This window comes from Actinomycetospora sp. ABD4_176 (assembly GCF_056311855.1).
Genome location: NZ_CM149974.1, coordinates 110,642 through 136,864, shown reverse-complemented (window position 1 = coordinate 136,864; position 26,223 = coordinate 110,642). Strand labels below are relative to the sequence as shown.

The window sequence follows — 26,223 nt, the reverse complement described above, 5'->3', positions numbered from 1 at the left end:
ACCGGCGGGGACGACACGCCGCCAGGAGGCCCAGGACGAGAGCCCGCCCGGCGTGGTCTCCCGGCGGCACTCAGCCCAGGGCCCGGCGCACCTCGGCCCCCACCGCCTCGCCGACCGCGGCGTGCGCGGACCAGCCCCAGTGGATGCCGTCGGGATTGCCGTGGCCGCCGAGGACGTGGTCGGCGACCAGGGGCGCGGGGTCCACCAGCCGCACGCCGGTCGAGGACGCCCAGGCCCGCAGCGCCGCCACGTGCCGCTCCCGCCCGGCGTGCACCCCGCCGTAGAACGGCGACCGGTGCACCGCCGGCAGCATCCCGACCACCGGCAGGCCCGGGACCAGCGTCGTCACGGCCAGGCGCAGGCGCTCCAGGTGCCGCACCGTCTCCCCCGGCGCCAGGGCCACGGGCCCCGCGGCGCCCAGCACCCGGGCGGCCCGCGGCGTGACCCAGGCGTGCGCCTCGCGCGCCGCCCGGCGCACGCGCGGCGCGCGGATCGCCGGGATCAGCTCGCGCAGCGCCGTCGGCACCGGCGAGGGCAGCGTGTCCATGCCCCCCACGCCGAGGACCACCGCGTCCGCGTGACGCAGCGACGCCCAGAGGCGCGGGTCACCGACCATCGCACGCCACGCGTGGCGCGCGGTCCACCCCAGGCCCGCGTGCAGCTCGGCCCGGCCGCCCAGCGACGCGGCGGCCACGTGGGGCCACAGGCGGGGCTCGTCGGCGGGCTCAGCGCGGTCCGGGCCGTGGAACGACAGCGAGTCGGCGATGACCACCAGGACCGGGCCGGAGCTCACGCCCCCAGGCCCCACGCCCGCAGGCGCCAGCGGTCGATGCGGTGCTCGAGGACCGCCCAGGCGCAGTTGTGCAGCGGCTGCAGGGAGTGCCAGGCGTCGAGCGGCCAGCCGAGCGTCGACGCGGTCAGCGCGCCGATCGTGCCGCCGTGGGCGACGACCATCGCCGTCTGGTGCTCGTCGGCCCCGGCCAGCTCGTCGGCCAGCTCGTCGAGGACGGGCACCGCGCGGCGGGCGACGTCGACCCGGGACTCGCCGCCGGGCGGCGCCCACGCGGGATCGGTGCGCCACGCCTCGAGACCGCCCGGCCAGCCGGCCTCGACCTCCGGGCCGGTCAGGCCCTCCCACTCGCCGAGGGCCGTCTCGCGCAGCCGCGGCTCGGGGCGCGGCACCAGCTCGGCCTCCTTGGCGACGGCCTCGGCCGTGCGCCAGGCGCGCACCTGGTCGGACGCGACGAGCAGCGTCGGCTCGTAGGTCGCGAGGACGGGCGCGGCGGCGAGGGCCTGGGCGCGTCCGAGGTCGTCGAGGTCCGGGTCGAGCCGGCCCTGCATGCGACTCTCGGCGTTCCACGTCGTCCGGCCGTGGCGGGCGAGGACGATCCGGTGGAGGCTCACTCGCCGGCGGCGGACCGGTCGGCGGGGGGCCCGTGGACCTCGGCGGGCAGCGGCACGGCGGGGCAGTCCTTCCACAGCCGCTCGAGGCCGTAGAACTCCCGCTCCTCGCTGTGCATCACGTGGACGACGATGTCGGCGAAGTCCAGGAGCACCCACCGGGCCTCCTGGGTGCCCTCGCGGCGCACCGGCTTGGCCTCGAGGTCGCGCAGCTTCTCCTCGACGCTGTCGACGATCGCCTGCACCTGGCGCTCGTTGGGGGCCGACGCGATGACGAAGGCGTCGGTGAGCGGGAGGCGCTCGGACACGTCGATGGCGACGACGTCCTGGGCCAGCTTGTCGGCGGCGGCGAGCGCGGCGGTCTCGGCCAGACGGCGCGCGCGGTCGGTGACGGCCACGAAACCCTTCGGGGACGGCGGAACGGGCGGTCCGATCCTACTCGACGCACCCGACGGGTCACCGGAGTCACGCGGGCGCGCCGTCCCCGTCACCCGTCGCATACTGGTCCGATGGCGGACTTCGGGGACGGACTGGCCCAGGGCGCCGATCTGGTGGCGGCCGCCGAGAACGCGGTCGCGCAGGCCACGGCGCCGCTCGGCGGGCGGCGTCCCGACCTGCTCGCGGTCTTCGTCTGCCACCCCGACCCCGAGGAGGTCGGCCGCGCGGGCGAGCGGGCGATGCAGGTCGCGGGCGCGCGGGTGGCCGTCGGCTGCAGCGCCGGCGGTGTCATCGGCGACGGGCGGGGCGTCGAGGCGCGGCCGGCGGTCGCGGTGTGGGCGGCCGCGCTGCCCGACGCGTCGCTGACCCCGTTCCGCCTGCACGCCACCCGCACCGAGACCGGCATCACCGTCGGGGGCATGCCCGTCCGCACCGACGCCGACGAGGTCGCGATCGTGCTCGCCGACCCCTACACCTTCCCGATCCAGGGCTTCGTCGAGCAGTCCGGGCAGGCGCTGCGCGGGCTGCCGCTGGTCGGCGGGCTCGCCTCGGGCCCCGGCGGCGCGGGCGCGACGCGGCTGTTCCTCGACGGCGCCGTGCACGAGCGCGGCGTGGTCGGCGTGACGATCGGCGGCGACGTCCGGGTCCGCACACTGGTCAGCCAGGGGTGCCGGCCGGTGGGGCCGACGATGACGGTGACGGCCGCCGAGGGCCCGCACCTGCAGGGGCTCGCGGGCCAGCCGGCCTACCGCAAGCTGGAGCAGATCGTCGGCGAGCTCGACGAGCACGAGCAGCAGATGGTGGCCCAGGGCCTGCACCTCGGCGTGGCGATGGACGAGTACGCCGACGACCACCGGCAGGGCGACTTCCTCATCCGCGGCGTCGTGGGCGCCGACCCGGAGCAGGGCACGGTGACCGTCGGCGACGTCGTCGAGGTGGGCCGCACGGTGCGCTTCCAGGTCCGCGACGCCGCGAGCGCCGACGCCGACCTCGACTGGCTCATGACCCGCTTCCGCGGCGAGGGCAGCACGGCCGGTGCGCTGCTGTTCTCGTGCAACGGGCGCGGGCGGGCCATGTTCCCCGACGCCGACCACGACGTCGCCGCCGTCCGGCGGGGCCTCGCCCCCGAGGGGGTCGCGGGGTTCTTCGCCGCCGGCGAGATCGGGCCCGTCGCGGCGCGGAACCACCTGCACGCGTTCACCGCGTCGGTGCTCGCCTTCGGCGGCTGACGAACCCCCGCGCACGCCCGCGGGCCGCCGGTCCCTACCGTGGTCGGCGCCCGCGAGCCGACACGGAGGACCACGACCGGCGATGACCCTCGCCCCACAGCAGGAGGAGCGCCTCCCGGAGGACGTCGTCGCCCTCCTGCGCGCCCCGAACCCGTGCTTCCTCGCGACGGTCACGCCTGACGGCACGCCCGAGACCTCCGAGACGTGGGTGGACACCGACGGCGTGCACGTGGTGCTCAACGCCGTCGAGGGCGTGCAGACGGTCCACAACGTGCGCCGCGACCCGCGGGTGTCGGTCGCGATCGCCGACGCCCGCCGCGCCGGGCACGTCGTCACGGTGCGCGGACGGGTCGTGGACGTCAGCCCGGTGGGCGCGGTCGAGCACCTCGAGTCCCTCGCCCGGCGCTACCTCGGCCGGCCCTACCCGTGGCACCGCCCCGGGCAGACGCGCCTCATCGTCCGCATCGCCCCGACCGCCGTCCACCGCCAGAGCTGACCCCGCCGGCTACCGCGCCTCGGTCACGGACGCGACCTCGCCCGTCGTGGGCAGGAGCGGGCCGGCCAGGTCGGGCCGGGCGAGCACCACGCCGAGCCCGACGAGCAGCACGACGAGAGCGGCGACGACGGCGGACACGAGCGCCACCGCGGGGCGTCGACGCCGGCTCGCCGCCGGCGCCGGGACGACGGCGGGCACGAGCGCCGGATGGTGGTGGTCGCGCAGCGCCTCCGGGGGCCAGGGTCCCCAGCCGCCGTCCGGGGGTGCCGGGCGCTCGACGACCGGCTGCACCGGGACCGCGCCCGCCGGCGGCGTCCGCGGGCCCCGGCTCCCGGTGCGGACGAACCCGCCCGGGGCGTCGGCCCACGCGCGGCGGACCCGCTCCTGCTCGTCGAGGGCGATCCAGGCGGGCACGGCGGGGACCGGCGGGTGCTCCGGCGGGCCCCCGGTCTCGACGGGCGGGGCGGCGCGGGGCCGCGGGACGAGGACCACGCGGATGCGCTGCGGGGTCACCGGGACGTCGCGGTCCTGCGCGCCGTCGGGGGCGGAGTGGCGCCCCATCAGCCTGTGTGGGTGTCGACGGGACGCGGCGTCAGCACCGAGATCACTCTCCCCCCGAGCGGCCGGGCCCTCCGACGGGCACGGCATCCACCGCGGATCTCGGGTCGATCACGGGACGTGTTAGTGGAACCGCGAAGTCGTCACCCGATCGTGTCCCGCGGAGCCGGACGGCTACTCGGAGGCGACGTGCTCGGTCGGGCCGAGCACCCGGCCCTGCCCGTGCGGCCGGTAGAGCCCGCGCTTGGCGATGTACTGCACGACGCCGTCGGGCACGAGGTACCAGACCGGCTCCCCCGCCGCGACGCGCTCGCGGCAGGCCGTCGACGAGATCGCCATCGCCGGCACCTCGAGCAGGCTCACCGCGCCGCGGGGCAGGTGGTCGCCGTCGAGGTCGAAGCCGGGCCGGGTGACGCCCACGAAGTGCGCGAGCCGGAACATCTCGTCGGCGCGGTGCCACGACAGGATCTGCTCGAGGGCGTCCGCGCCGGTGATGAAGAAGAGCTCGTCGTCGGGGAAGATCGCCGCCAGGTCCTGCAGGGTGTCCACGGTGTAGGTGGGCCCGTCGCGGTCGACGTCGACGCGGCTGACCGTGAACCGCGGGTTCGACGCCGTGGCGACGACGGTCATGAGGTAGCGGTCCTCGGCCGCGCTGACCTCGTAGCCCGCCTTGCGGTAGGGCTGGCCGGTGGGCACGAAGACGACCTCGTCGAGCGCGAAGCGGACCTGGGCCTCGCTGGCCGCCACGAGGTGACCGTGGTGAATGGGGTCGAAGGTGCCGCCCATGACCCCGATCCGGCGGCCGCTCATCCGTTCAGCCTAGGTGCGCTCACACCGGCAGCAGTCCCGACACCACGCCCGCCAGCTGGGCGGCCGTGCGGCACTCGTGCATGGGCACGACCTCGCCGTAGCGACGGGCCGCCGAGTCGCCGGTGCCCCACTGCGCCTGCGGCTCGGGGTTGAGCCAGTGCACGTGCCGCGCCCGCTCGGCGAGGTCGGCGAGCACGGTGAGGTTCGGGTCGCGGTAGTTGGTGCGGGCGTCGCCGAGCAGGAGCAGCGAGGTCCGCGGGCCGACGACGTCCGGCCAGCCCTCGCGGAACCGCCCGAGCGCCGAGCCGTAGTCGCTGTGGCCGTCGAACGCGATGAGCCCGGGGCGCGCGGTGATCTCGGCCATCACGCCGCCGAGGTCGGCGTTCGGGCCGAAGAGGTCGGTGACCTCGACGCAGCCGTCGACGAAGCAGAAGATCCGGATGCGGGAGAACTGCTCGCGCAGGGCCTGGACCAGCATCATCGTGAAGTGGCTGAACCCCGCCACCGACCCCGAGACGTCGCAGAAGAGCACCAGCTCGGGGCGCCCGGGACGCGGGCGGCGGAACGCCGGGCGCATCGGCACCCCGCCGGTGGACATCGAGCGGCGCAGCGTGCGGCGCAGGTCGATCGGGCCGCGGCGCGCCCGGCGGCGACGCGCGGCGAGCCGTGACGCGAGGTGGCGCGCGAGCGGGGCGACGCGGCGGCGCAGGTCGGCGAGCTGCTCGGAGTTGGCCGTCAGGAAGTCGACGCGGTCGCCCTGCTTGGGCACCCCGGTGCGCGCCGCCGCCTCCCGCCCGCGGATCTCCGCACCCCGCCGACGCGTCTCGTCGGTGACCATCCGCCGGAACGCCGCGATCCGCTCCCGCACCTCGCGGCGCGAGACCTCCTCGGCGAAGGGGCTGTCCCACGCCGCGTCCGGACCCCCGCGCAGGTCGGCGAGCACGCGGGCCAGCAGCGTCTCGGGCCGTACGGCGTTGAGGGCCTGGTAGGCCGACCACGTGGACGGCCGCCCGCCGCCACCCTCGCCGCGGTCACCCCCGCCCCCGCCCTGTCCCTGACCCTGACCGCCCTGCCCCTGACCCCGGCCCACCGCGCCCAGGCCGTCGACGATCGCCCGCGCCAGCTCGGCCATCGCGGCCGTGTCGCCGTCGCGCAGCAGGCCGGCGAGCAGGTCGCGCAGGGCCTCGACGTCCACCGTCCCGTCGTCGGCGTAGGGCAGCGCGACCTCGCCCAGCGCGGCGCCCTGCCCCAGCGGGAACCACAGGTCGAACAGCGCGTCGAACACCGCCCGCTGCCCCGAACGGCGCAGCATCGCCGCCGCCAGACCCTCGCGCAGCTGCTCGCGGCGCAGGAGGTCGAGCTCGGCGATCACCGCCGCCGCGTCCACCGACTCCCCCGGGCCCACCGCGATCCCGGCCCGCCGCAGCGCACCGACGAAGTCGACGAGGTGGGCCGGCAGGCCGCCGGTGACGGAGGGCGCGCTCACTAGTTCAACCGCAGCTCGGCGACCGCCCGCTGCGCGTCGGCCTGGTGCTTGAGGACGACGCCGAGGGTGGCCCGCACCGTCTCGTCGTCCAGGGTGTCGAGGCCGAGGGCGAGCAGCGTGCGGCCCCAGTCGATCGTCTCCGACACCGACGGCGCCTTGCGCAGCGCGATGCCGCGCAGCACGCCCACGATGCGCACGAGCTCCTCGGCGAGCGCCTCGGGCAGCTGCGGCACGCGGGCGAGCACGATGCGGCGCTCGAGCTCCGGGTCGGGGAAGTCGAGGTGCAGGAAGAGGCAGCGGCGCTTGAGCGCCTCGGAGAGCTCGCGGGTGGCGTTCGAGGTCAGCAGCGTGAACGGGCGCTGGTTCGCGGTGATCGTGCCCCACTCCGGCACCGTGACCTGGAAGTCGCCGAGCACCTCCAGCAGCAGGCCCTCGACCTCGACGTCGGCCTTGTCGGTCTCGTCGACCAGCAGCACCGTCGGCTCCTCGCGGCGGATCGCGGTGAGCAGCGGGCGGGGCAGCAGGAACTCCTCGGAGAACACGTCGTCGCGCGTGTCGTCCCACGACTCGCCCTGGCTGGCGGTGATCCGCAGGAGCTGCTTGGCGTGGTTCCACTCGTAGAGCGCGCGGGCCTCGTCGATGCCCTCGTAGCACTGCAGCCGCACCAGCCCCGCGCCCGTCGCGTCGGCGACCGCGCGCGCCAGCTCCGTCTTCCCGACCCCGGCCGGGCCCTCGACCAGCAGCGGCTTGCCGAGGCGGTCGGCGAGGAAGACGGTGGTCGCGACGGCGGTGGATGCGAGGTAGCCGACGTCGGCGAGCCGGGTGACGACGTCGTCGACGGAGTCGAACAGGGCCTTCTGGGCCTTCTCGCCGACCGGCTCGGTGCTCACGGGCCGCATCCTGCCTCGCGCGCCCCGTGCTGTCTCGGCGATGTGGTCGACGCGGGACGGCGAGGTCGCCCGTGCCGGGCGAACACCGGATGACATCCTGGCGACGCAGCAACCGCTGTTCCGTCGTGTCGTTGAACGTGGGGTGAACGTGAAGCGGCTCCTGGTGGTGCTCGTCACCGCGATCACGACACTGACGCTGCTGTCGGTCGTCGTCGCCCTCGTCCGCCCCGCGCCCCCGGCGCTCTGGGCCTACGTCGACGTGCTCGAGCCCTACAACCTCCCCACCTGGCTCGGCGCGACGGTGCTGCTCGCGACCACCCTCGCGTGCCTGGCGAACGCGCTGGTCGCCGCGGGCCGCGGCCGGTGGGGCACCGGGTGCTGGACCGCGGCCGCCGGGGCGACGGCGGTGGCGTCGCTGTGCGTCGCGACCGGCCTGCACACCCGCATCGACGGCCTCGCCCGCCAGGCCGTGGGCACGAACCCCCTGACCACCGACTGGCTGCTCCCCGCCGTCGTCGCCGGGCTCCTGCTCGCCACGCCCTACGCCCTGCTCGCGCGGCGGCTGCGCGACGGACGCCGGCTGGCGGGAGCGCTGGTGACGTTCGGTGTCGGCGCCCTCGGCGGCGAGCTCGTGGCCCGCGCGCTCGGCGAGGGCGGGCGGGTCCTCGCCGCGGCGGCGGAGGGCGTGCAGGGGCTCGGGGCCGCGGGGCTCCTCGTCGTCGTGGTGTCGGCGCTGCACGCGGCGCGTCGCGGCACCGAGGTCCGCCTGACCTCCGACCTCCCGGCCACGGCCCCCCGCGACCTCCCGGCCGTCCCGCGCCGCCGCCGCACCTGGGTCCTGCTCGTCGTCGTCACGCTGGGCCTGGCCGGGCTCAGCCTGCTGCTGACCCTCGCGCTGCCGGCACCGGGCCCGAAGCTCGCGCAGTGGGTCGGCTACCTCGACGTCGACGGCGAGGGGAACGTGCCGACCTGGTGGAGCGTCGGCCTCCTCGTGACCGCCGCCGCGGCGCACCTCGTCGCGGGGCTGGTCGGCCGGACGGCCGGGACGCGCGGGGCGGCCGGGTGGCTCGTCACCGCCGCGATCCTCGCGGGGATGTCGCTCGACGACATGACCTCGATCCACGAGCGGGTGGGCGACCTCGTGCGCCCCGAGGGCGCCGCCGCCGCGGGCGACCCCGGCGGGAGCTTCTCGTTCTACTGGGTCGTCCCCGGCAGCGCGGTCGCCCTGCTCATCGCGGTCGCGGTCGGCCTGCTCGCGCTGCGCCTGCGCGGACGGCCCCGCTGGCTCCTCATCATCGGGCTCGGCGTGCTGTTCCTGTTCGCCCTCGGCCTCGAGGGCGTCCAGGGCGTGGTCCTGGCCCAGGGCACCGGCGGACGGGTCGCGGAGGTGCTCGCCTACCACCTCGAGGAACTGGGCGAGAACCTCGGCGCGCTCCTGCTGCTCGGGGCGGCCACCAGCGCGCTGGCCCTGCAGCGCCGCGACGGCGGCCTGGACGTCCGCTACACGGGCGCCGGCGCCGGCGACGCCGAGGACGGGGACGCCCTGTTCGCCGCCGAGCAGGACGCCGCGCGCCTCGCCGCGAGCCCCACCGAGGCGATCCCGGTGGGCACCGCCGCTCGCCCCGCGCGCGAGCGGGGCGTCCGCGCCGGCGGGTGACCGACGGCGGGCCACCGGGACCGCCCCCGCGCTGTCGGACCCGTCGGCCACCATGGTGAGCATGACGGCACCCACCGACACCGGCCTGCGGGCCGACGCCGAGGCCACGCTGCAGCGTCTGGCCGGCCCCGACGCCGCGCTGCGCGAGGACCAGTGGGCGGCGATCCACGCGCTGGTCGCGGAGGGGCGCCGGGCGCTGGTGGTGCAGCGCACCGGGTGGGGCAAGAGCGCGGTGTACTTCGTGGCCACCGCGCTCGTCCGCGCCCGCGGCGGCGGGCCGACGGTCATCGTGAGCCCGCTGCTCGCGCTGATGCGCAACCAGATCGACGCGGCCGGACGGGCCGGGATCCACGCGGTGACGGTCAACTCCGCCAACACCGACGACTGGCGGGACGTCTACGCCCAGGTGCAGGCGGGCGCGGTCGACGTGCTGCTCGTGAGCCCGGAGCGGCTGAACAACCCCGAGTTCCGCGACCAGGTGCTCCCGGAGCTCAGCCGCACCGCGGGCCTGCTCGTGGTCGACGAGGCGCACTGCATCTCCGACTGGGGGCACGACTTCCGGCCCGACTACCGCCGCCTGCGCACCCTGATCGCCGAGCTGCCCGACGGCGTCCCCGTGCTCGCCACCACGGCCACGGCCAACGACCGGGTGACCAGCGACGTGGCCGACCAGCTGGGCGTCTCGCCGTCGAACGCCGGGGCGCTGGTGCTGCGGGGCGAGCTCGACCGCGAGTCGCTGCGCCTGGGCGTGCTGCCGCTGGACAAGGGCGCGGACCGCTTCGCCTGGCTCGCCCAGCACCTCGACGACCTGCCGGGCTCGGGCATCGTCTACACGCTCACGGTGTCGGCCGCCGACGAGCTCGCGGCGTTCCTGCGGGAGCGGGGCCACGCCGTCGCCGCCTACACCGGCAAGACCGACCCGGCCGAGCGCGAGCGCGCCGAGGACGACCTGCTGGCCAACCGCGTCAAGGCGCTGGTGGCGACGAGCGCGCTGGGCATGGGCTTCGACAAGCCGGACCTCGGCTTCGTCGTCCACCTCGGGGCGCCGCAGTCGCCCGTGGCCTACTACCAGCAGATCGGGCGCGCGGGCCGCGGCGTCGAGCGCGCCGAGGTGCTGCTGCTGCCCGGCCCGGAGGACCGCGACATCTGGGCGTACTTCGCCTCGCTGGCCTTCCCCGCCGAGCCGCAGGTCCGGGTGGCGCTGTCCGTGCTCGGCGACGCCGGGCGCCCCATGTCCACCGCGGCCCTCGAGCCGCGGGTGGAGCTGTCCCGCGGCCGGCTCGAGATGATGCTCAAGGTGCTCGACACCGACGGCGCCGTCCGCCGGGTCAAGGGCGGCTGGGAGGCCACCGGGCAGCCCTGGGAGTACGACGGGCGGCGCTACCTCGGCCTCGCGAAGGCCCGCCGGGCCGAGCAGCAGGCGATGCTCGACTACATCGCCACCGACGGCTGCCGCATGGAGTTCCTGCGCCGCCAGCTCGACGACCCGGGCGCGGCGCCGTGCGGGCGCTGCGACAACTGCACCGGCGAGCGGTACGACCCGACCATCGGCGAGGACGTGCGCGTCCAGGCCCGGACGACGCTGGACCGGCCGGGCGTGCCGCTCGCGCCGCGCAAGCAGTGGCCCAGCGGCATGGACGCCCTCGACGTCCCGCTCAAGGGCAGGATCAGGCCCGAGGAGGCGGCCGAGGAGGGCCGCGCGCTCGGCCGGCTCACCGACGTCGGGTGGGGCCCGCGCCTGCGCCCGCTGCTGCGCGCCGACGACCTCGTGCCCGACGCCGCCGTCGACGCCGCGGTCGAGGTGCTCAAGGGCTGGGACTGGGCGCAGCGCCCGGCCGGCGTCGTCCGGCTGCCCAGCCGGCGCCGCCCCGTGCTCGTCGAGAGCTTCGCCCAGCGCATCGCGAGCATCGGGCGCCTGCCGCTGCTCGGGGCGCTCACCGACACCGCGCCGCCGATCTACGACGACCCGGAGGACGACACCGAGCCCGAGCCCCCGAACTCCGCGCAGCGCCTCGCCGAGGTGTGGTCCCGGCTGTCGGTCCCGTCCGGCCTGGACCCGAGCGGCGGGCCGGTCCTGCTCGTCGACGACGTCGCCGACTCGGGCTGGACGATCACCGTGGCGGCGGCCCTGCTGCGCCGGGCCGGCGCGCCGGCCGTGCTGCCGTTCGTGCTGGCCACCACGGGCTGAGCGCCGGCCGTCTGGCACGCTCTCCGCAGGACACGGGCCCCCGCGACCGCGGGGCCCGCGCCGCGACGGGGGGACGATGACGGCCGGGACGACGCTGCCGCCGTGGACGCCCACCGATCCCCCGGGCGCCGCGGATCCCGCGTCACCGCACCGGCGGCGCGCCCTGCTCCTGCGGCTGTCGCTCGCGGTCCTGGTGGCCGGACTCGTCGGCGTCGGGCTCGTCGCCCGGCTCGGCCTCGTCGGCGGCGAGGCGATCGGCGCGGCGGACAACGGCGACGCGATCCGGCTCTACTGCGTCGCCGAGCTCGTTCCCGACACCGACGACCGCGCCGCCCCGGGCCACGGCGTCGCCGTCACCGAGTACCGCACGGGCGGCCCCGGCTGCTCCCGCGAGGCGCCGACGACGTCCGCCGGCCTGCTCCTCCGGGCGACCGTGGCCGTGGGGACGGCCCTCGACGCCTCCCCGCCGGCCCCGGACGGCTCCACACGCTTCTCGTTCGAGTGGCTCGCCGGCGTCTACGTCGCCCTGTTCGCCCTCGGGGCGGGCGTGGCGACGCTCGCGGCCACGGCGGGGCGGCGGGGAGCGCGCGCGGTGCCGGTCGTGCTCGCCGTCGTCGTACCGCCGCTGCTCCCCCTGCTCGCGGTGACGTGGTGGTCGCGGTTCCTCGTGTCCTCGTTCAGCGAGCCCGCCGGCCTGCTCGGGACGGCCTGGCTGGCCTGGGGCCTGCTGGCGCTGGCGGTCACGCGTCCGGCGCACCGTGGAGCCCGGCTGGCCGCGCTGGCCCTCGTCGCCCTCGGCGGCCTCGTCGCGGCGACCGGCAAGCCAGGCTTCGTCGCCGTCGGCCTCGCCGCCGTCGCGGCCTGCCTGCTGGTCACGGTCGGCACGACGCGGTGGTGGCGGCGCGTGCCCGGCGTCGTGGCCGCGATGGCCGTGCTCGCCCTCGCCGCCGCCCCGGTGCAGTCCTCGCTGCGTGCCCAGGACGAGGCGTACGCCCAGGTCAACGCCCACAACCTCGCGTTCACCGCCGTGCTCCCGGAGGCGGGCCCGTCGGCGACCGGACCGCTCGGGCTGCGGCCCGAGGCCTTCGGGCAGGCCGGGCAGCACTTCTACCTCGACGGCGGGCGCAGCGTGCGGGACTGGGACGCGACGGTCGGTGCCCGGCCCGAGGAGCTGCGGGCCGCCTCGCTGCGGTTCGTCGCCGAGCACCCCCGCGTGCTCGCGCGGATGGTGCACCGCGGGCTGCTGGCGACGCTGCGGCCGCAGGTCCCCTACCTCGCCACGGAGACGGCCGGCGCCCGGACGGTCAGCGGCTCGATCCCCCGCCCGTCCTTCCCCGAGGGCTCGCAGACGATGGGTCCGATGTTCGTCTACCTCGACGGGCTGCCGGGGCGGTGGGTGCCACCTGCCGTGGTCGCGCTGGCCCTCCTGGCCGGCGCCCTCACGCTGCTCCCGTCGCGACGCCTCGGTGCCGTGCTCGGACGTCGGGACGTCGTGGGTCCGGCCCGTCCCGGTGCGCTCCTCGGGCTCACCGCGCTCGGTGTGGTGGTGGTCGCGGTCCTCGGCGACGGCTACTGCGAGCTCGCCAAGCACGTGTGGCTCGCCTCGTACACGCTGGTCGTGACCGGCGGCGTGCTCCTCGTCGCCGCCCTCGCCGCGGTGGGGCACGCACACCACCGCCGCGGCCGACCGGCCGGCGACTGACGGGCCGCGACCGGTCCTCGCCGGGTTCTCGTCCCGCTCTCAGCACCCGTTCAGCTCCGTCGTCGACACTCGTGGGTGAAATGTCGGGTTCGCCGCCCGATCCCGCCGAGCCCTCCCGTCGACGAGAGGACCCGAGGATGACGACGCCCGGCCTCCCGGAGCCGTCCGACGAGCCGCGCCCGCTCTCCGATCACGAGAGACGCGCCCTGCTCGACCTCGAGGCGCGCCTCGCCGGCGAGGACCCGGCGCTGAGCCTGCGGCTGCGCCCGCGGGCGGCCTGGCGGGACCACGTGTCCGACCGGGCGGTCAACCTGCTCGTGCAGGTCGCCGTGGTGGTCGTCGTCCTCGTCGTGGTGCTGCCCGGGCCGTGGGCGGCCACGCTCGTCGCGGTGACGCTCATGGTCGTCCCGGGCACGATCTCGCTGCTGATCTCCCGTCAGGAGTACCGCGAACGGCGGGAGCAGCGGGAGCGCGGGGCGGACCCGGAGCCCGGCGGCGCGGGGTCCTGACCGGGCGGCCGGTTCCCGTCGGCACGGCCCGGGTGGTATGCCCTGCGGTGTGACGATCGCCGCGCTCTACCGCTACCCCGTCAAGTCGATGCTCGGGGAGACCCTCAGCCGTGCCGTGATCGACGAGCGGGGCGTGATCGGCGACCGCGCCTACGCCGTGCTCGACGTCGAGACCGGCATCGTCGCCAGCGCCAAGGTGCCCAAGCGCTGGGCGACGCTGCTCGCGTTCTCCGCCGCGTACACCGGCGAGCCGGTGCCCGGCGAGGCGGCCCCGCCCGTCGTGATCACGTTCCCGGACGGCTCGACGCGCCGCAGCGACGACCCCGACATCGACCAGGCGCTCACCGACGTCCTCGGTCGCGAGGTCAAGCTCATCACGACCCCGCCGGACGGCGTGGCGTTCGAGGAGCTCTGGGTCGACATCGAGGGCGTCGAGCGCGCCGAGCTGGGGCCCGAGCACATCATCGAGGCCACCACGAAGCGGCAGGAGGACACCGGCGAGGCGATCAGCCACTTCGACGTCGCCGGCTTCGCCCCGCCCGGCCGCTTCTACGACCTCTGCGCCATGCACGTCATCACCGAGTCGACGCTCGCGCGCCTGCGCGAGCTCGCGCCCGACAGCGACTTCGACGCCCGCCGCTACCGGCCCAACATCGTGCTCAGCGACACCGAGCCCGGGTTCGTCGAGAACGACTGGCCGGGCCGCGAGATGACCCTCGGCGACGACGTCCGGCTCTCCTTCAGCTTCCAGACCATGCGCTGCGTCATGACGACGATGGCGCAGCAGGACCTCCCCGAGGACCGCAACACGCTGCGCACGGTGGCCAAGAACAACCGCATCGACATCGCGCACCCGGTGGTCGGCGGGAAGTGGGCCTGCGCCGGGGTGTACGCCGACGTCAGCGCCGGCGGCGAGGTCGCCGTCGGCGACGCCCACGCCTGACGGTCGGCCCCCGATCGGCCACGCCGAGGAGAGCACACACCCGTGGACACCCGCTCGAGCACGGTCGACGGGGTGCTGGCCCGCAGCGCGCGCCGCACCCCCGACCGTGTCGCCCTGCACTTCGCCGACCGCACCTGGACCTACCGCGAGCTCGACGACGCCGTGACCCGGGCCGCCGGGTTCCTCGGCGAGCTCGGGATCGGCGCGGGCGACCGCGTCGCCACCTACGGCAGGAACTCCGACGCCTACCTGCTCGCGTTCCTGGGCTGCGCGCGGCTCGGCGGGGTGCACGTGCCGATCAACTACGCGCTGACCGGCGAGGAGCTGGGCTACCTCGTCGAGCAGTCGGGCAGCAAGCTGCTGCTCATCGACCCGGCGCTGGCCGGCCCCGTCGACGCGCTGCCCACCCAGCCCCGGCAGGTCGTCCCGTTGCGCGACGCGCCCGGCTCGCTGCTCGAGCGGGCCGGTAGCGGCGACGTGCCCGAGCTCCTCGCGACGGTCGCCGACACCGACCTCGTGCAGCTGCTCTACACGTCGGGCACGACCTCGCGGCCCAAGGGCGCGATGATGACCCACCGCGGCCTCGTGCACGAGTACGTCTCGGGCGTGCACGCGCTGGCGATGTCGCAGGACGACCGGCCGCTGCACGCCATGCCGCTGTACCACTCGGCGGGCATGCAGCTCTTCCTCATGCCCTACCTGATGGTCGGTGCCACGAACCACCTCATGGAGGCCCCGGACGTCCCGGAGATCCTCCGGCGCATCGAGGCCGACGGGATCGGGGCGATCTTCCTGGCGCCGACGGTGTGGGTGCCGCTGGTCAACCACCCCGACTTCGGCACCCGTGACCTGACGAGCCTGCGCAAGGCGTTCTACGGCGCGTCGATCATGCCGGTGCCGATCCTGACCAGGCTCCGCGAGGCACTGCCCGCGCTCGGCGTCTACAACTGCTTCGGCCAGTCCGAGATCGGTCCGCTGGCCACCGTGCTGCAGCCCGAGGAGCACGACGAGCGCCCGGAGTCGTGCGGGCGCCCGGTCCTTTTCGTCGAGCTGCGGGTGATCGACGACGACGGGCACGACGTCGAGCCCGGCGGCACCGGCGAGGTCGTCTACCGCTCGCCACAGCTCTGCGAGGGCTACTGGGACAAGCCCGACGAGACCGCCGAGGCCTTCCGCGACGGCTGGTTCCACTCCGGCGACCTCGTGCGCATCGACTCCCAGGGCTACATCACCGTGGTCGACCGGATCAAGGACGTGATCAACACCGGTGGGGTGCTCGTCGCGTCCCGCGAGGTGGAGGACGCGCTCTACACCCACGAGGCGGTCGCCGAGGTCGCCGTCATCGGCAGCCCCGACGAGCGGTGGATCGAGGCCGTGACGGCGTTCGTGGTGACGAAGTCGGAGGTCTCCGCCGACGACCTCGTCGCCCACGCGCGCGGGCGGCTCGCGGGCTACAAGACGCCCAAGCACATCCACTTCGTCGACGAGCTGCCCCGCAACCAGTCGGGCAAGCTCCTCAAGCGCGTCCTGCGCGACCAGCTGCCCGGCTGATGGCGCCGCCGACACGCGAGCGCTCGGGGAACGCCTTCACCCGGGGCGGCTGGTGGTTCCTCGTGCACGTGCTCAGCTTCGGCGTGCTGCTGCCGGTGCCGCTCGCGCACGCGGCGGCCCGCACCCGGCGTCGGGGTCACGTCGCGGCGGCGGGCGTCGCGCTGGTGGTGGTCGTCAGCACCGTCGTCTGCCTCGGCGCGGCCGGCCGCGACCCCGAGGGGCGCTTCGTCGGTCTCGCCGGCGGTCTCGCGACCGCGGGCATCTGGACGGCCTTCGTCGGGGGTCTCGTGGCGCTCGTCGTCATCCGGCCCCAGGTGTTCGGGCCGCGAGTGAAGCCCCCGAGCTGGGACCGGCCGCCCCCGGATCCGGCCGTCGCGGCGGCGCTGGCGGCCCGGACCCGCCGCGACGAGGCCCGTCGGCTCGCCGTCGAGGACCCGCTGCTCGCCCGCGACCTGCGCGTCGGACGCCCCGACCTGCCGCGCACCTACGACGACGGCGGGCTCGTCGACCTCAACACCGCGCCGGGCCCCGTCATCGCCCGGACCTGCGGGATCGCCCCCGCCCACGCCGAGCGCATCGTGGCGTGCCGCAGCGCCGCCGGGCGGTTCGCCACCGTCGACGACGTCTTCGCCTGGGCGGACCTCCCCTACGACGTCTGGGACCTCGTGCGCGACCGCGGTGTCGTGCTCGGGCGCTGAGGCCCGAGGGGCACGACGGGGCCGGAGGTCGAGGAGTCGTCGACGCGCCGGCGGGTACGCGGTGCGTGACCCGGCACGCACCGCGAACCGGGAGCGCGGCCCGGGCGAATCCCCGGCAGCGCCGTCGTCCCCGGATCCGAGGAGGATCATGTCCGTCGCACCCCGCCGTCCCCGAGCCCACCTCGTCGCGGCGGTGCTCACCGCCGGCCTGCTCGCGGGGTGCTCGGGCGCGGCGGAACCCGAGGCACCGGCGCCGCCCCCTCCGACGTCCGCCCCGTCCGCGGCACCGGCCTCGCCGGGACCGCCCGCCACCGGCTTCGAGGGCCGCCCGATCCGCCCCGCCGCCGAGCCCGGGGACGCTCCGGAGCCGACCGAGCCGCCGGCCGGCGAGGTGGTGGCCCTGCCGCCGAACTCCCTGCCGTGGGGCGTGGCCGCGGACCCGGCCAGCGGGCTCGTGCTCACCGCGCTGCGTGCCCCGATCGCGGTCGGGGTGCTCGACCCCCGGACCCGCGAGGTCTCCCTCGCCCCCGCACCCGGCGGGGCCCGGATGATCGACCTCGTCGAGCCGGGCGGGCCGCTGCTCTTCCCGTCGGAGACGACCGACACCCTGGCGCGCCTGTCCGTGCCCTCGATGCAGGTCGAGTCGAGCGCCCCCGCCGGGCGCAACCCGCACCAGGCGGTGCAGGTCGGCGACACCACCTTCGTCACCGAGGAGTTCGGCCACGCGGTCCGCGCCCTGCGCGGGGGCGAGACCGTCGCCCGGTTCACCGAGCCGGTCCAGCCGGGCGGGATCACCGCGGTCGGCAACCGGGTGGCCGCCGTCGACGTGGGCACCGGCACCCTGTTCGTCTACGACGCGACCACGATGCAGCGGGTCGCGGCGCTGCCCGCGGGTGAGGGCCCGAGCCACGTCGTGCCGATCGGCGGCTCCCGGGTCGCGGTGTGCGACGTCGCGGGCCGGGCCATCCTCACCTACGACCTCGCCGGGACCCCGCGGGAGCTGGGGCGGGCCGACGTGCCCGGCCGCGCCTTCTGGGTCGAGGCCGACCCGGCGCAGGGCACCGTCTACGCCGCGCTCTCGGACGTCAACCGGGTCGCGCGCCTGTCGGTCGCCCCGGACGGCACCCCGACCCTGGAGGCGACGCTGCCCACCGTGCGCCAGCCCAACTCGATGGACCTCGACCCCACGACGGGGATGCTCTACGTCGCCGGCTACACCTCGGCGGCGCTGCAGATGGTGCCGGTGTCGGCGTTCGCCGCGTGATGCCGAGGACTACTCCGGGTGCCCGATCGCCGTCGACGTCGGCACCACCACGAACTGGCGCAGGCACAGGTCGGTGAACACCACCGGTCCGCGCGGGCCCGGGACGTGGTCGACGTTGATGCCGGTCTCGGGCACCCGGCGCAGCTTGACCCCGTCGAGCAGGCGCGTCGTCGCGTTCCAGAACGCGCCGGTGCCGGCGTAGGTGTCGAGGAACGTGCGGGCGGCGGCCTCGTCGGCGGTGACGATCGTCGCCGCGAGACCCGAGGTCTCGCGGTTGGCGATCGCCGCGGCGTCGGCGGGGCCGTCGGCCGGCGCGACCGTCACCGTCGCCTCGCGCCCGTCGTCGAGCGCCCACTCGTGACCGAGCGGGTGGTCGTGCGGCGGCAGCGAGGCGCGCAGCCCGTGCTGCTCGAGGAGGGCGACGAGGGCGGGGACCGCCTCGTCCCAACGGTGGCGGTCGACGAGCAGCAGGTTGAGCCGGTTGCAGACACCGAGCCGGTCGATCGACGAGGTCACGAGGTGGTGGGCGAGCTCGGTGGTCGCCGCGCGGTCGACGTAGAGCACCCCGCCACCGTCGGCGTGGGCGAGGGTGCGCACACCGTGCCGGGCCGCCTCGAGGCCCAGGGAGCGGGTGGTGTCTCCCGATCCGCGCAGGATCACCAGCGGGACGAGCCCGGGGTGGCGGACCAGCTCGACCGCGCACTCCCGGCGCGGGTCGGTGACGAGCACGACCGCGTCGGGGTCGAGGCCCGCCCCCGCGAGCGCCGGGGCGACGACCGCCTCCATGAGCGCGGTGGCCGAGGCGAGCGCCGCCCCGCCGGTGCGCAGCACGCCGGCGTTGCGGGACTTCACGAGCTGCGAGGCGACGTCGACCACCACGTTCGGGCGGGCCTCGAAGTTGGCGCCGATCACGCCGACGGGCCGGCGCCGCTCGATGAGCCGCAGGCCGTCCGGGCGCTCCTCGAGCACGGTGTCGGTCTCGGGGGACGGGACGTCGGCGAGCTCGAGGAGCGTCTCGGCCATGGCGTCGAGGCGGTCGCGGTCGAGGCGCAGGCGGTCGACGAGCGCGGGGGTGGTGCCCGCGGCCTCGGCGGCCTCGACGTCCGCGGCGTTCGCGACGAGCACCGTGTCCGCGGCCTCGGCGAGCAGCGCCGCCATCCCCCGCAGCGCGGCGGCGACCTCGTGGTCGCCGGCCGCGGCCATCGCCGGCGCCGCGGCGGCGGCGCGGCGACCGCAGTCGGTGACGACGGCGGCCGGGTCGGTGCCGGCGTCGGCGCGGGTGTCGGCGGACGTGTCGGCGGGGGTCGTGGTCACGGCGAGCTCACCTCGGCGGGGGCGGGTTCCGGGATCGTGGGGACGACCGGCACGAGGTCGTCGGCGTGCACGACCTCGCGCCGCAGCTCGGGCGGGAGGTCGTCGCTGGAGCGGCCGGTGATCTCGGGGAGCTCCTCGGCGTCGAAGCCGACGACGCCGCGGGCGACGACCTCCCCGCGCGGGTCGACGAGGTCGACCACGTCCCCGGACTCGAAGTCGCCGTCCGAGCCGGTGATGCCGGCGGCGAGCAGCGAGCGCCGACGACCGACCACGGCGCGCACGGCGCCGTCGTCGAGGTGCAGCCGCCCGCGGGTGCCGGCCATGTGCCGCAGCCAGAACCGGCGCGCCGACAGCCGCGGGCCGTGGGGCGCGAACACCGTGCCGACCCCGGCGCCGTCGAGCGCGGCGGGCGCCTCGGCGGCGGAGGCGACGAGCACCGGCACCCCCGCGCCGCTGGCGAGGTCGGCGGCCGCGAGCTTGGAGGCCATGCCGCCGGTGCCCAGCGACGACGGCTTGCCGACGCGGACCCCGGCGAGCTCCGCCCCGCCCGTCACCTCGCGGACCAGCGAGGCGCCCGGGGAGCGCGGGTCGGCGTCGTAGACCCCGTCGACGTCGGAGAGCAGCACCAAGGCGTCGGCGGAGATCACGTGGGCGACGAGCGCGGCGAGCCGGTCGTTGTCGCCGAAGCGGATCTCGTCGGTCGCCACCGTGTCGTTCTCGTTGACCACCGGCACCACCCCGAGCCCGAGCAGGCGCTCGAAGGTGCGCTGCGCGTTGCGGTAGGGCTGGCGGCGCACGACGTCGTGACTGGTCAGCAGCACCTGCCCGACCGTGCGGCCGTGGCGGGCGAAGGCCTCGGCGTACGCGCGGGTCAGGTGCAGCTGACCGACGCCGGCCGCGGCCTGCTGGGTCGCGAGGTCCCGGGGCCGTCGCGGCAGCCCGAGCGGGCGCAGCCCGGCCGCGATCGCCCCGGACGACACGAGCACCACCTGGGTGCCCGCGGCCCGCGCGGCCACGGCGTCCACCAGCGCGTCGAGCTTGGCGACGTCCAGCCCGCCGTCGACGGTGGTCAGCGACGACGACCCGACCTTGACCACGAGGCGCCGCGCGCCCGCGACGGCCGCGCGGGCGCTCACCGGTCGCCCTCGTGGTGGCCCTCGTGGTCCTCGTGGTCGTAGTCCTCGTGCCAGGGCGCGACGCCGAGCTCGTCGTCGCTGCGGTGGCGGCGGCGCTCGTCGCGGGCGGCGCGGCGCTCGGTGGCCGACGCGCGCTCGGCCTGGCCCTGCCCCTCGAGGCGCGGGTCGGTGCCCCGGTTGCCGCGCATGGCGGCGACGCCGGCGGGCGTCGAGGGCTCCCAGTCGAAGGTGTGGACGCCGATCGTCACCATGTCGCCGGGCACGGCACCCGCCTCGGCGAGGGCCTCCTCGACCCCGAGGCGGGCGAGCCGGTCGGCGAGGTAGCCGACGGCCTCGTCGTTGGCGAAGTCGGTCTGGCGGACCCACCGCTCGGGCTTCTCGCCCTTGACGAGGAAGCCTTCCTCGGGGTCCGGCTCGACGGTGAAGCCGGTGTCGTCGACCGCGGTGGGCCGCAGCACGACCCGCGGCGCGGTCGAGGGCACCGCGCTCGCGCGGGCGTCGTCGACCGCGGCGGCCATCGCGTAGGCGAGCGTGTCCAGGCCGGCGTGCGACGCCGTGGAGATCTCCACGACCGGCCACCCGAACGCCGCCACGTCGTCGTGGACCATCTCCGCCAGCTCGGCGGCGTCCGGCACGTCGATCTTGTTGAGGGCGACGATCCGGGGTCGGGCGGCGAGATCGGTGCCCAGCGCCGGGGTGTAGGCCGCGAGCTCGTGCTCGAGGGCGCGGATGTCCGAGACCGGGTCGCGGTCGGGCTCGAACGTCGCGCAGTCGACGACGTGCACGAGCACCGAGCAGCGCTCGATGTGCCGCAGGAAGTCCAGGCCCAGGCCCTTGCCGCTGCTCGCGCCGGGGATGAGACCGGGGACGTCGGCGACGGTGAACGTGCTGCCGCCCGCGGAGACGACGCCGAGGTTGGGCGCCAGCGTGGTGAACGGGTAGTCGGCGATCTTCGGCTTGGCGGCGCTCAGCGCGCTGACCAGCGACGACTTGCCCGCACTCGGGTAGCCGACGAGCCCGACGTCGGCCATCGACCGCAGCTCGAGCACCAGGTCGCGCGACTCGCCGGGCTCCCCCAGCAGCGCGAACCCCGGTGCCTTGCGCGAGGGCCCGGCCAGGGCCGCGTTGCCCAGCCCGCCCCGACCGCCGCGCACGGCGACGAACCGCGTGCCCGGGCCGGTGAGGTCGCCGAGGACCTCGCCGTCGGTGTCGAGCACGACCGTGCCCTCGGGCACCGCGAGCTCGATGTCGTCGGCGTTCGCCCCGTTGCGGAAGCTGCCCTGGCCCGGGCGGCCGTTGCCGGCCGTCGCATGCGGGCGGTGGTGGAAGTCGAGCAGGGTGTGCACGCCGGGGTCGACGACGAGGACGACGTCCCCGCCGCGCCCGCCGTTGCCGCCGTCGGGGCCCCCGAGGGGCACGAACTTCTCGCGGCGGATCGACGCACAGCCGTGGCCGCCGCTGCCCGCCGTGACGTGCAGCGTCACGTGGTCGACGAAGCGGGCCATCGCGGAGTGCTGTCCTTCCGGTGTCTCGTGTCCGCGGAGTGGCTCCGCGGACGATCGGTGTCCGTCGTTCCACTCACTCGCTGAGGTGGTGACGAACGAAAGGGGTGGGCCCGTTCCCGGACCCACCCCTGACGGTACTGCTGACGTATCTCAGGCGGAGACGGTCTCCTCCGCCGGGATGACGCTGACGTTCTTGCGCCCGCGGCGCGACCCGAAGGTCACGGCGCCGGGCACCAGGGCGAACAGCGTGTCGTCGCCGCCGCGGCCGACACCGACGCCCGGGTGGAACTTGGTGCCGCGCTGGCGGACGAGGATCTCGCCGGCCTTGACGACCTGGCCGCCGAAGCGCTTGACCCCGAGCCGCTGGGCGTTGGAGTCGCGACCGTTGCGGGAGCTGGACGCACCCTTCTTGTGAGCCATTCCTGCTCCCCTTACTTCGAGATGTTCGTGACCTCGAGGCGGCTGTAGCGCTGGCGGTGGCCGACGCGCCGCTTGTACCCGGTCTTGTTCTTGTACTTCAGGATCTTGATCTTCGGGCCCTTGGCGTCCCCGACGATGTTGCCGGAGATCGAGACCTTCTCCAGGTCGGACGCCGAGCTGAGCACGGTGCTGCCGTCGACGACCAGCACCGGCTGGAGGTCGACCGTGTCACCGTCGAGGAGCTCCACGTCGATGACGTCGCCGACCGCGACCTTGTACTGCTTGCCGCCGGTCTTCACGATCGCGTACATCTTCCGCGGGACTCCTCGTCTGGCTCTGGTGGCTTCCGGCTCCGGCGCGGCCCGTGCGGTGCGGACCCGGCGCTCTCGGTGCCGCGGGTGGCTTGCTCGTGACCCGGCGGGCACCGACGTCCGAGAATACCCGCCCGCACCCCGGGGTCCGGACCCCGGGGTGCCGGGGGATCGATCGAGGCGGATCAGCTCGCCGATCCGCCCGCCGGCGGACCGGCCGGGCGCGAGGCGGCACGCCGCCGGCGGGGACGGGCCGACCCGCTGCCCGTGGGCACGGCCGCCGACGCCGTGGCCGGCTCGGCGGCCGGCTCCTCGGTGGCCGGCCCCGCGGGCGTGACCAGCCCTTCCTCGCGGCCGTCGGCACCGTGGCCGTTGGCACCGCCGCCGATGGCGCCGGTGATGCGCGGCCGCTCGGCGTCCGGCCCCGACGGCTCCGGCGCCGCGGGCGCGGTGCCGTTGGCGCCCGGGGTGTGCTCGGCGAGGTCGGCCTCCAGGGCGACCTCGGCCTGCACCGCCTGGTGGATCGTCTGCTCGACGGACTCGACGGACTCGACGGACTCGACGGACTCGACGGACTCGACGGGCTCGACGGGCTCGACGGCGCCGGTCTCCGCGGCCTCGGCGGCGGTGCCGGCGGCGGTGGCCGTCGCCAGGCCCGCCTCCAGCTCCACCTCGGCCTCGTCCGCCTCGACGACGGTCTCGGCGGCGGCGTCCCCGTCCCCGACCGTCCCGGACTCCCCGGCACCGGCCTCGGCGGGAGCCTCGGCCGGGCCGTCCGCCGTGACCTGGCTCGGCCCGGTGGTCGTCGTGGTCTGGGTGGTGTCGGTGGTCTCGGGCTCGTCCTCGTCGTCGCCCGGCAGCAGGCCGGTGGCGGCCGCGACGGTCGCGGGCGAGGCGCCCTCGGAGCGCTCGGCCCGGCGACCACGCCGGCTGCGGCGCCCGGAGGATCCGCCCTCGCCGCCGCTCCTGCCCTCGCCCTTGCCCTCGCCGTTGCCCTTGCCCGACCCGTTGGCGCCGTTCGAGCCGCTGGATCCCTGCCCGTTCGCGCTGCTGCCGTTGGACCCCGACCCGCCGTGCTCGTGGCCGATCACCGGCTCGGTGGAGACGATGACGCCGCGGCCGCGGCAGTGCTCGCAGGTCGTCGAGAACTCGTCGAGCAGGCCCTGGCCGACGCGCTTGCGCGTCATCTGCACCAGGCCGAGCGAGGTGACCTCGGAGACCTGGTGGCGGGTGCGGTCGCGGCCCAGGCACTCGGTGAGCCGGCGCAGCACGAGGTCGCGGTTCGACTCCAGGACCATGTCGATGAAGTCGATGACGATCATGCCGCCGATGTCGCGCAGCCGGAGCTGGCGGACGATCTCCTCGGCGGCCTCGAGGTTGTTGCGGGTGACCGTCTCCTCGAGGTTGCCGCCGGAGCCGGTGAACTTGCCGGTGTTGACGTCGACGACGGTCATCGCCTCGGTGCGGTCGATGACCAGCGTGCCGCCCGAGGGCAGCCACACCTTGCGGTCCAGTGCCTTGATCAGCTGCTCGTCGATCCGGTAGGCGGCGAAGACGTCCTGCGGGCCCACGTGGCGCGTCAGGCGCCCCGCGAGCTCGGGCGCGACGTGCGCGACGTAGCCCTCGAGGGTCTCCCACGCCCGCTCGCCGGAGACGACGAGCGAGGAGAAGTCCTCGTTGAACATGTCACGCACGACGCGGATGAGGAGGTCGGGCTCCTCGTAGACCAGCGTCGGACCCTTCGAGCTCTTCGCGCCCGCGGCCGAGGACTCGATCGCCTCCCACTGCGCGGTGAGGCGGCGCACGTCGCGCTCGAGATCGGACTCGCTGACGCCCTCGGCGGCCGTGCGGATGATCACGCCCGACTCGTCGGGGACGATCCGCTTGAGGATCTCCTTGAGGCGCTTGCGCTCGGTGTCGGGCAGCTTGCGGCTGATCCCGGTGGCCCCGCCCGCGGGCACGTAGACCAGGAAGCGGCCCGGCAGGCTGATCTGGGTGGTCAGGCGCGCGCCCTTGTGGCCGACCGGGTCCTTCGTCACCTGGACGAGCACCTGGTCGCCGGTCGACAGCGCCTGCTCGATCTTGCGCTGCTTGCCCTCGAGGCCCGAGGCGTCCCAGTTGACCTCGCCGGCGTAGAGCACGGCGTTGCGGCCCCGGCCGATGTCGACGAACGCCGCCTCCATCGACGGGAGCACGTTCTGCACCCGGCCGAGGTAGACGTTGCCGACCATCGAGTTCTGGCCCTCGCCCGCCACGAAGTGCTCCACGAGGACGCCGTCCTCGAGCACCCCGATCTGGCTGCGCCCGGCCTGCTGGCGCACGACCATGGTGCGCTCGACGGCCTCGCGGCGGGCCAGGAACTCCGACTCGGACAGGATCGACGGGCGGCGACGCCCCGACTCGCGGCCGTCGCGGCGGCGCTGGCGCTTGGCCTCGAGCCGCGTCGAGCCCTTGACGCCGCGCACCTCGTCGTTGGAGGAGCGGCCGCCCTCGGGGCGCTCGACGCGGTCGCGGACGTGGGTGACGGTGTCCGGCGGGTCGTCGCGGTCGGCGGAGCCGTCGGACGAGGCGCCGGAGGAGCTGCCGGAGGAGCTGTCGTCCGACGAGCGGCGACGCCGCCGCCGACGGCGCCGCGAGCCGCCGGACGACTCGCCCTCGCTGCCCTCGGCGGTGTCGTCGTCGCCGGTCTCCTCGCCGTCGCCGCTGTCGTCGCCGTCGCCGCTGCCGTCGCCGCTGCCGTCGCCGCTCCCGTCGTCGGAGGACGCGGACCCGTCGCCGGAGTCGTTGCCGTCGCCGGAGCCGGTCGCGTCGTCCGACTCGCCCTGGTCGTCGCCCTCGGCGTCGCTGCCGTCGGTGTCGTCGCTGCCACCACGGCCGCGCCCGCGACCGCGGCGCCCGCGGCGCCGGCGGCGGCGGCCGCCGTCCTCGTCGTCGTCACCGTCGCCCGGCTCGCCCGTCTCGGGGCCGGTCTCCGGCGCCGCGGTGGTGTCGGCCGGGGCGGACCCGTCGGTGGCGGCGGGCTGCCCGTCCCCGGCGGGGGCGGGCTCCTTGGTGGTCTCGGTCTCGCCGGTCGTCTCGGTCTCGGTGGCCTCGCCCGGGGTCACGACGCCAGTCGAACGGCTGCCGCGCCGCCGGCGCGTGCGGGACGGCGCGGCGTCCGGGGTGCTCGTCGACTCGGGCGCCAGGAACATCGGCGCGGCGAAGGCCGGCGCGGCGGTACCCGATGAGCCCGGGGTGCTCGCGGGGGCCTGGCCGGGCAGGGTCGTCGCCCCGTCACCGACACCAGCCGTGATGTCGTCGGTGGTGTCGAGCGCGGGCACGGAGTCCGCCGGCTCGGGCAGGTCGTCGAGCACCGCGGCGGCGCCCGGGGTGGCCTGGGCGACCGGGCCGGCCTCCGGACTCGCGGCGGGGCTGCCCGGGGCCGGGAACAGGTCCTCGACCACCTCGGCGACGACCCCGCGGTCGACGCTGGACTGTGCGCTGCGCGCCCCCACCCCGAGCCGGGCCAGCACGGCCAGCAGCTCGCGGCTGGACGTGCCCACGACGCGGGCGAGCGCGTGCACCCGCACCTTGTCCGGGAGCGCGGCCAGGGCCGCGTCGTCGGGGCGTCCGGGTGCGACGGAACCCCCCGCGGCGGAGTCTCCGCCGGAGGGGGTGTCGATGTCGGTCATCCATCTCCTCCGCCCCCGGGCGCGACCCGGGGGTCGCGGCCACACG

23 protein-coding genes are annotated in these 26,223 nt (G+C 76.1%); 10 read left to right on the top strand and 13 right to left on the bottom strand.

Annotated elements, in window-relative coordinates:
• Nucleotides 1-70 precede the first annotated feature (70 nt).
• Genes octT through rsfS form a run of 3 tightly spaced genes read right to left on the bottom strand, consistent with a single transcriptional unit; the run spans nt 71 to nt 1,799 of the window.
• The gene (gene octT, locus ACYX4T_RS00600; protein WP_476012647.1) at nt 71-793 is read right to left on the bottom strand and encodes a diglucosylglycerate octanoyltransferase; all 723 of its coding nucleotides are present in this window, start codon (nt 791-793) and stop codon (nt 71-73) included.
• Nucleotides 790-1,404: a histidine phosphatase family protein gene (locus ACYX4T_RS00595; protein ID WP_476012646.1), complete on the bottom strand. Its 615-nt coding sequence runs from the start codon at nt 1,402-1,404 to the stop codon at nt 790-792. Before ACYX4T_RS00595 ends, octT begins: the two co-directional genes overlap by 4 nt.
• A complete protein-coding gene (rsfS, locus tag ACYX4T_RS00590) occupies nt 1,401-1,799 on the bottom strand; it encodes a ribosome silencing factor (protein WP_476012645.1) in 399 nt (132 codons plus the stop codon). Before rsfS ends, ACYX4T_RS00595 begins: the two co-directional genes overlap by 4 nt.
• Before the next feature lie 111 nt (nt 1,800-1,910).
• Between rsfS and ACYX4T_RS00585 the strand changes: the two genes are divergently transcribed.
• Nucleotides 1,911-3,068, top strand: coding sequence for an FIST signal transduction protein (locus ACYX4T_RS00585; protein WP_476012644.1), 1,158 nt, complete (start codon nt 1,911-1,913; stop codon nt 3,066-3,068).
• A gap of 82 nt (nt 3,069-3,150) precedes the next feature.
• Nucleotides 3,151-3,564, top strand: coding sequence for a TIGR03618 family F420-dependent PPOX class oxidoreductase (locus ACYX4T_RS00580; protein ID WP_476012643.1), 414 nt, complete (start codon nt 3,151-3,153; stop codon nt 3,562-3,564).
• A 9-nt stretch (nt 3,565-3,573) separates the two neighbouring features.
• On the opposite strand, the gene ACYX4T_RS00575 is transcribed toward ACYX4T_RS00580, so the two are convergent.
• The 4 genes from ACYX4T_RS00575 to ACYX4T_RS00560 form a co-directional block, all read right to left on the bottom strand.
• Complete coding sequence (locus ACYX4T_RS00575) at nt 3,574-4,125, bottom strand: hypothetical protein (RefSeq protein WP_476012642.1); 552 nt, start codon at nt 4,123-4,125, stop codon at nt 3,574-3,576.
• A 171-nt stretch (nt 4,126-4,296) separates the two neighbouring features.
• Nucleotides 4,297-4,932: a nicotinate-nucleotide adenylyltransferase gene (gene nadD, locus ACYX4T_RS00570; RefSeq protein ID WP_476012641.1), complete on the bottom strand. Its 636-nt coding sequence runs from the start codon at nt 4,930-4,932 to the stop codon at nt 4,297-4,299.
• A gap of 19 nt (nt 4,933-4,951) precedes the next feature.
• Nucleotides 4,952-6,418 carry a vWA domain-containing protein gene (locus ACYX4T_RS00565; RefSeq protein ID WP_476012640.1) on the bottom strand — a complete coding sequence of 489 codons (1,467 nt, stop codon included), beginning with the start codon at nt 6,416-6,418 and terminating at the stop codon, nt 4,952-4,954.
• On the bottom strand, nt 6,418-7,308 hold the full coding sequence (locus ACYX4T_RS00560; protein ID WP_476012639.1) for an AAA family ATPase: 891 nt from the start codon (nt 7,306-7,308) through the stop codon (nt 6,418-6,420). The genes ACYX4T_RS00565 and ACYX4T_RS00560 overlap by 1 nt, the downstream gene beginning before the upstream one ends.
• A 148-nt stretch (nt 7,309-7,456) precedes the next feature.
• Between ACYX4T_RS00560 and ACYX4T_RS00555 the strand changes: the two genes are divergently transcribed.
• From ACYX4T_RS00555 to ACYX4T_RS00520, 8 genes are all read left to right on the top strand, one after another.
• Nucleotides 7,457-8,965, top strand: coding sequence for a hypothetical protein (locus ACYX4T_RS00555; RefSeq protein WP_476012638.1), 1,509 nt, complete (start codon nt 7,457-7,459; stop codon nt 8,963-8,965).
• A gap of 52 nt (nt 8,966-9,017) precedes the next feature.
• Complete coding sequence (locus ACYX4T_RS00550; RefSeq protein ID WP_476012637.1) at nt 9,018-11,153, top strand: RecQ family ATP-dependent DNA helicase; 2,136 nt, start codon at nt 9,018-9,020, stop codon at nt 11,151-11,153.
• 76 nt (nt 11,154-11,229) lie between these two features.
• On the top strand, nt 11,230-12,855 hold the full coding sequence (gene wsfD / locus ACYX4T_RS00545) for a glycan biosynthesis hexose transferase WsfD (RefSeq protein WP_476012636.1): 1,626 nt from the start codon (nt 11,230-11,232) through the stop codon (nt 12,853-12,855).
• Between the two features lie 137 nt (nt 12,856-12,992).
• Nucleotides 12,993-13,364, top strand: coding sequence for a DUF3040 domain-containing protein (locus tag ACYX4T_RS00540; protein ID WP_476012635.1), 372 nt, complete (start codon nt 12,993-12,995; stop codon nt 13,362-13,364).
• A gap of 49 nt (nt 13,365-13,413) precedes the next feature.
• Nucleotides 13,414-14,307 carry an MOSC domain-containing protein gene (locus tag ACYX4T_RS00535; protein ID WP_476012634.1) on the top strand — a complete coding sequence of 298 codons (894 nt, stop codon included), beginning with the start codon at nt 13,414-13,416 and terminating at the stop codon, nt 14,305-14,307.
• 42 nt (nt 14,308-14,349) lie between these two features.
• On the top strand, nt 14,350-15,858 hold the full coding sequence (locus ACYX4T_RS00530; protein WP_476012633.1) for an acyl-CoA synthetase: 1,509 nt from the start codon (nt 14,350-14,352) through the stop codon (nt 15,856-15,858).
• Nucleotides 15,858-16,556: a helix-hairpin-helix domain-containing protein gene (locus ACYX4T_RS00525; RefSeq protein ID WP_476012632.1), complete on the top strand. Its 699-nt coding sequence runs from the start codon at nt 15,858-15,860 to the stop codon at nt 16,554-16,556. Before ACYX4T_RS00530 ends, ACYX4T_RS00525 begins: the two co-directional genes overlap by 1 nt.
• Nucleotides 16,557-16,704: 148 nt before the next feature.
• Nucleotides 16,705-17,820 (top strand): YncE family protein, encoded by a 1,116-nt coding sequence (locus tag ACYX4T_RS00520; RefSeq protein WP_476012631.1) that lies wholly within the window; start codon nt 16,705-16,707, stop codon nt 17,818-17,820.
• 9 nt (nt 17,821-17,829) lie between these two features.
• Here the strand turns inward: ACYX4T_RS00520 and ACYX4T_RS00515 are convergent, their stop codons facing one another.
• The 6 genes from ACYX4T_RS00515 to ACYX4T_RS00490 form a co-directional block, all read right to left on the bottom strand.
• Entirely contained in the window at nt 17,830-19,134 is a 1,305-nt protein-coding gene (locus ACYX4T_RS00515; protein ID WP_476012630.1) for an aldehyde dehydrogenase family protein, read from the bottom strand.
• Nucleotides 19,131-20,270 carry a glutamate 5-kinase gene (gene proB / locus ACYX4T_RS00510; protein ID WP_476012629.1) on the bottom strand — a complete coding sequence of 380 codons (1,140 nt, stop codon included), beginning with the start codon at nt 20,268-20,270 and terminating at the stop codon, nt 19,131-19,133. Before proB ends, ACYX4T_RS00515 begins: the two co-directional genes overlap by 4 nt.
• Nucleotides 20,267-21,775, bottom strand: coding sequence for a GTPase ObgE (obgE, locus tag ACYX4T_RS00505; RefSeq protein WP_476012628.1), 1,509 nt, complete (start codon nt 21,773-21,775; stop codon nt 20,267-20,269). Before obgE ends, proB begins: the two co-directional genes overlap by 4 nt.
• A gap of 150 nt (nt 21,776-21,925) precedes the next feature.
• Nucleotides 21,926-22,195 carry a 50S ribosomal protein L27 gene (gene rpmA / locus ACYX4T_RS00500; protein ID WP_476012627.1) on the bottom strand — a complete coding sequence of 90 codons (270 nt, stop codon included), beginning with the start codon at nt 22,193-22,195 and terminating at the stop codon, nt 21,926-21,928.
• Nucleotides 22,196-22,206: 11 nt separating this feature from the next.
• Nucleotides 22,207-22,506, bottom strand: a complete 300-nt coding sequence (gene rplU / locus ACYX4T_RS00495; protein WP_274234049.1) for a 50S ribosomal protein L21 — start codon at nt 22,504-22,506, stop codon at nt 22,207-22,209.
• A gap of 185 nt (nt 22,507-22,691) precedes the next feature.
• Complete coding sequence (locus ACYX4T_RS00490) at nt 22,692-26,177, bottom strand: Rne/Rng family ribonuclease (protein WP_476012626.1); 3,486 nt, start codon at nt 26,175-26,177, stop codon at nt 22,692-22,694.
• Between the last annotated feature and the right edge of the window lie 46 nt (nt 26,178-26,223).

Bases quoted from the DNA above. Each gene is read 5' to 3' on its own strand.
- nadD (WP_476012641.1), bottom strand. From the start codon at position 4,932: ATGAGCGGCCGCCGGATCGGGGTCATGGGCGGCACCTTCGACCCCATT.
- ACYX4T_RS00580 (WP_476012643.1), top strand. From the start codon at position 3,151: ATGACCCTCGCCCCACAGCAGGAGGAGCGCCTCCCGGAGGACGTCGTC.
- ACYX4T_RS00575 (WP_476012642.1), bottom strand. From the start codon at position 4,125: ATGGGGCGCCACTCCGCCCCCGACGGCGCGCAGGACCGCGACGTCCCG.
- ACYX4T_RS00525 (WP_476012632.1), top strand. From the start codon at position 15,858: ATGGCGCCGCCGACACGCGAGCGCTCGGGGAACGCCTTCACCCGGGGC.
- ACYX4T_RS00550 (WP_476012637.1), top strand. From the start codon at position 9,018: ATGGTGAGCATGACGGCACCCACCGACACCGGCCTGCGGGCCGACGCC.
- rpmA (WP_476012627.1), bottom strand. From the start codon at position 22,195: ATGGCTCACAAGAAGGGTGCGTCCAGCTCCCGCAACGGTCGCGACTCC.
- ACYX4T_RS00540 (WP_476012635.1), top strand. From the start codon at position 12,993: ATGACGACGCCCGGCCTCCCGGAGCCGTCCGACGAGCCGCGCCCGCTC.
- ACYX4T_RS00520 (WP_476012631.1), top strand. From the start codon at position 16,705: ATGTCCGTCGCACCCCGCCGTCCCCGAGCCCACCTCGTCGCGGCGGTG.
- wsfD (WP_476012636.1), top strand. From the start codon at position 11,230: ATGACGGCCGGGACGACGCTGCCGCCGTGGACGCCCACCGATCCCCCG.
- obgE (WP_476012628.1), bottom strand. From the start codon at position 21,775: ATGGCCCGCTTCGTCGACCACGTGACGCTGCACGTCACGGCGGGCAGC.
- ACYX4T_RS00490 (WP_476012626.1), bottom strand. From the start codon at position 26,177: ATGACCGACATCGACACCCCCTCCGGCGGAGACTCCGCCGCGGGGGGT.
- ACYX4T_RS00585 (WP_476012644.1), top strand. From the start codon at position 1,911: ATGGCGGACTTCGGGGACGGACTGGCCCAGGGCGCCGATCTGGTGGCG.
- rplU (WP_274234049.1), bottom strand. From the start codon at position 22,506: ATGTACGCGATCGTGAAGACCGGCGGCAAGCAGTACAAGGTCGCGGTC.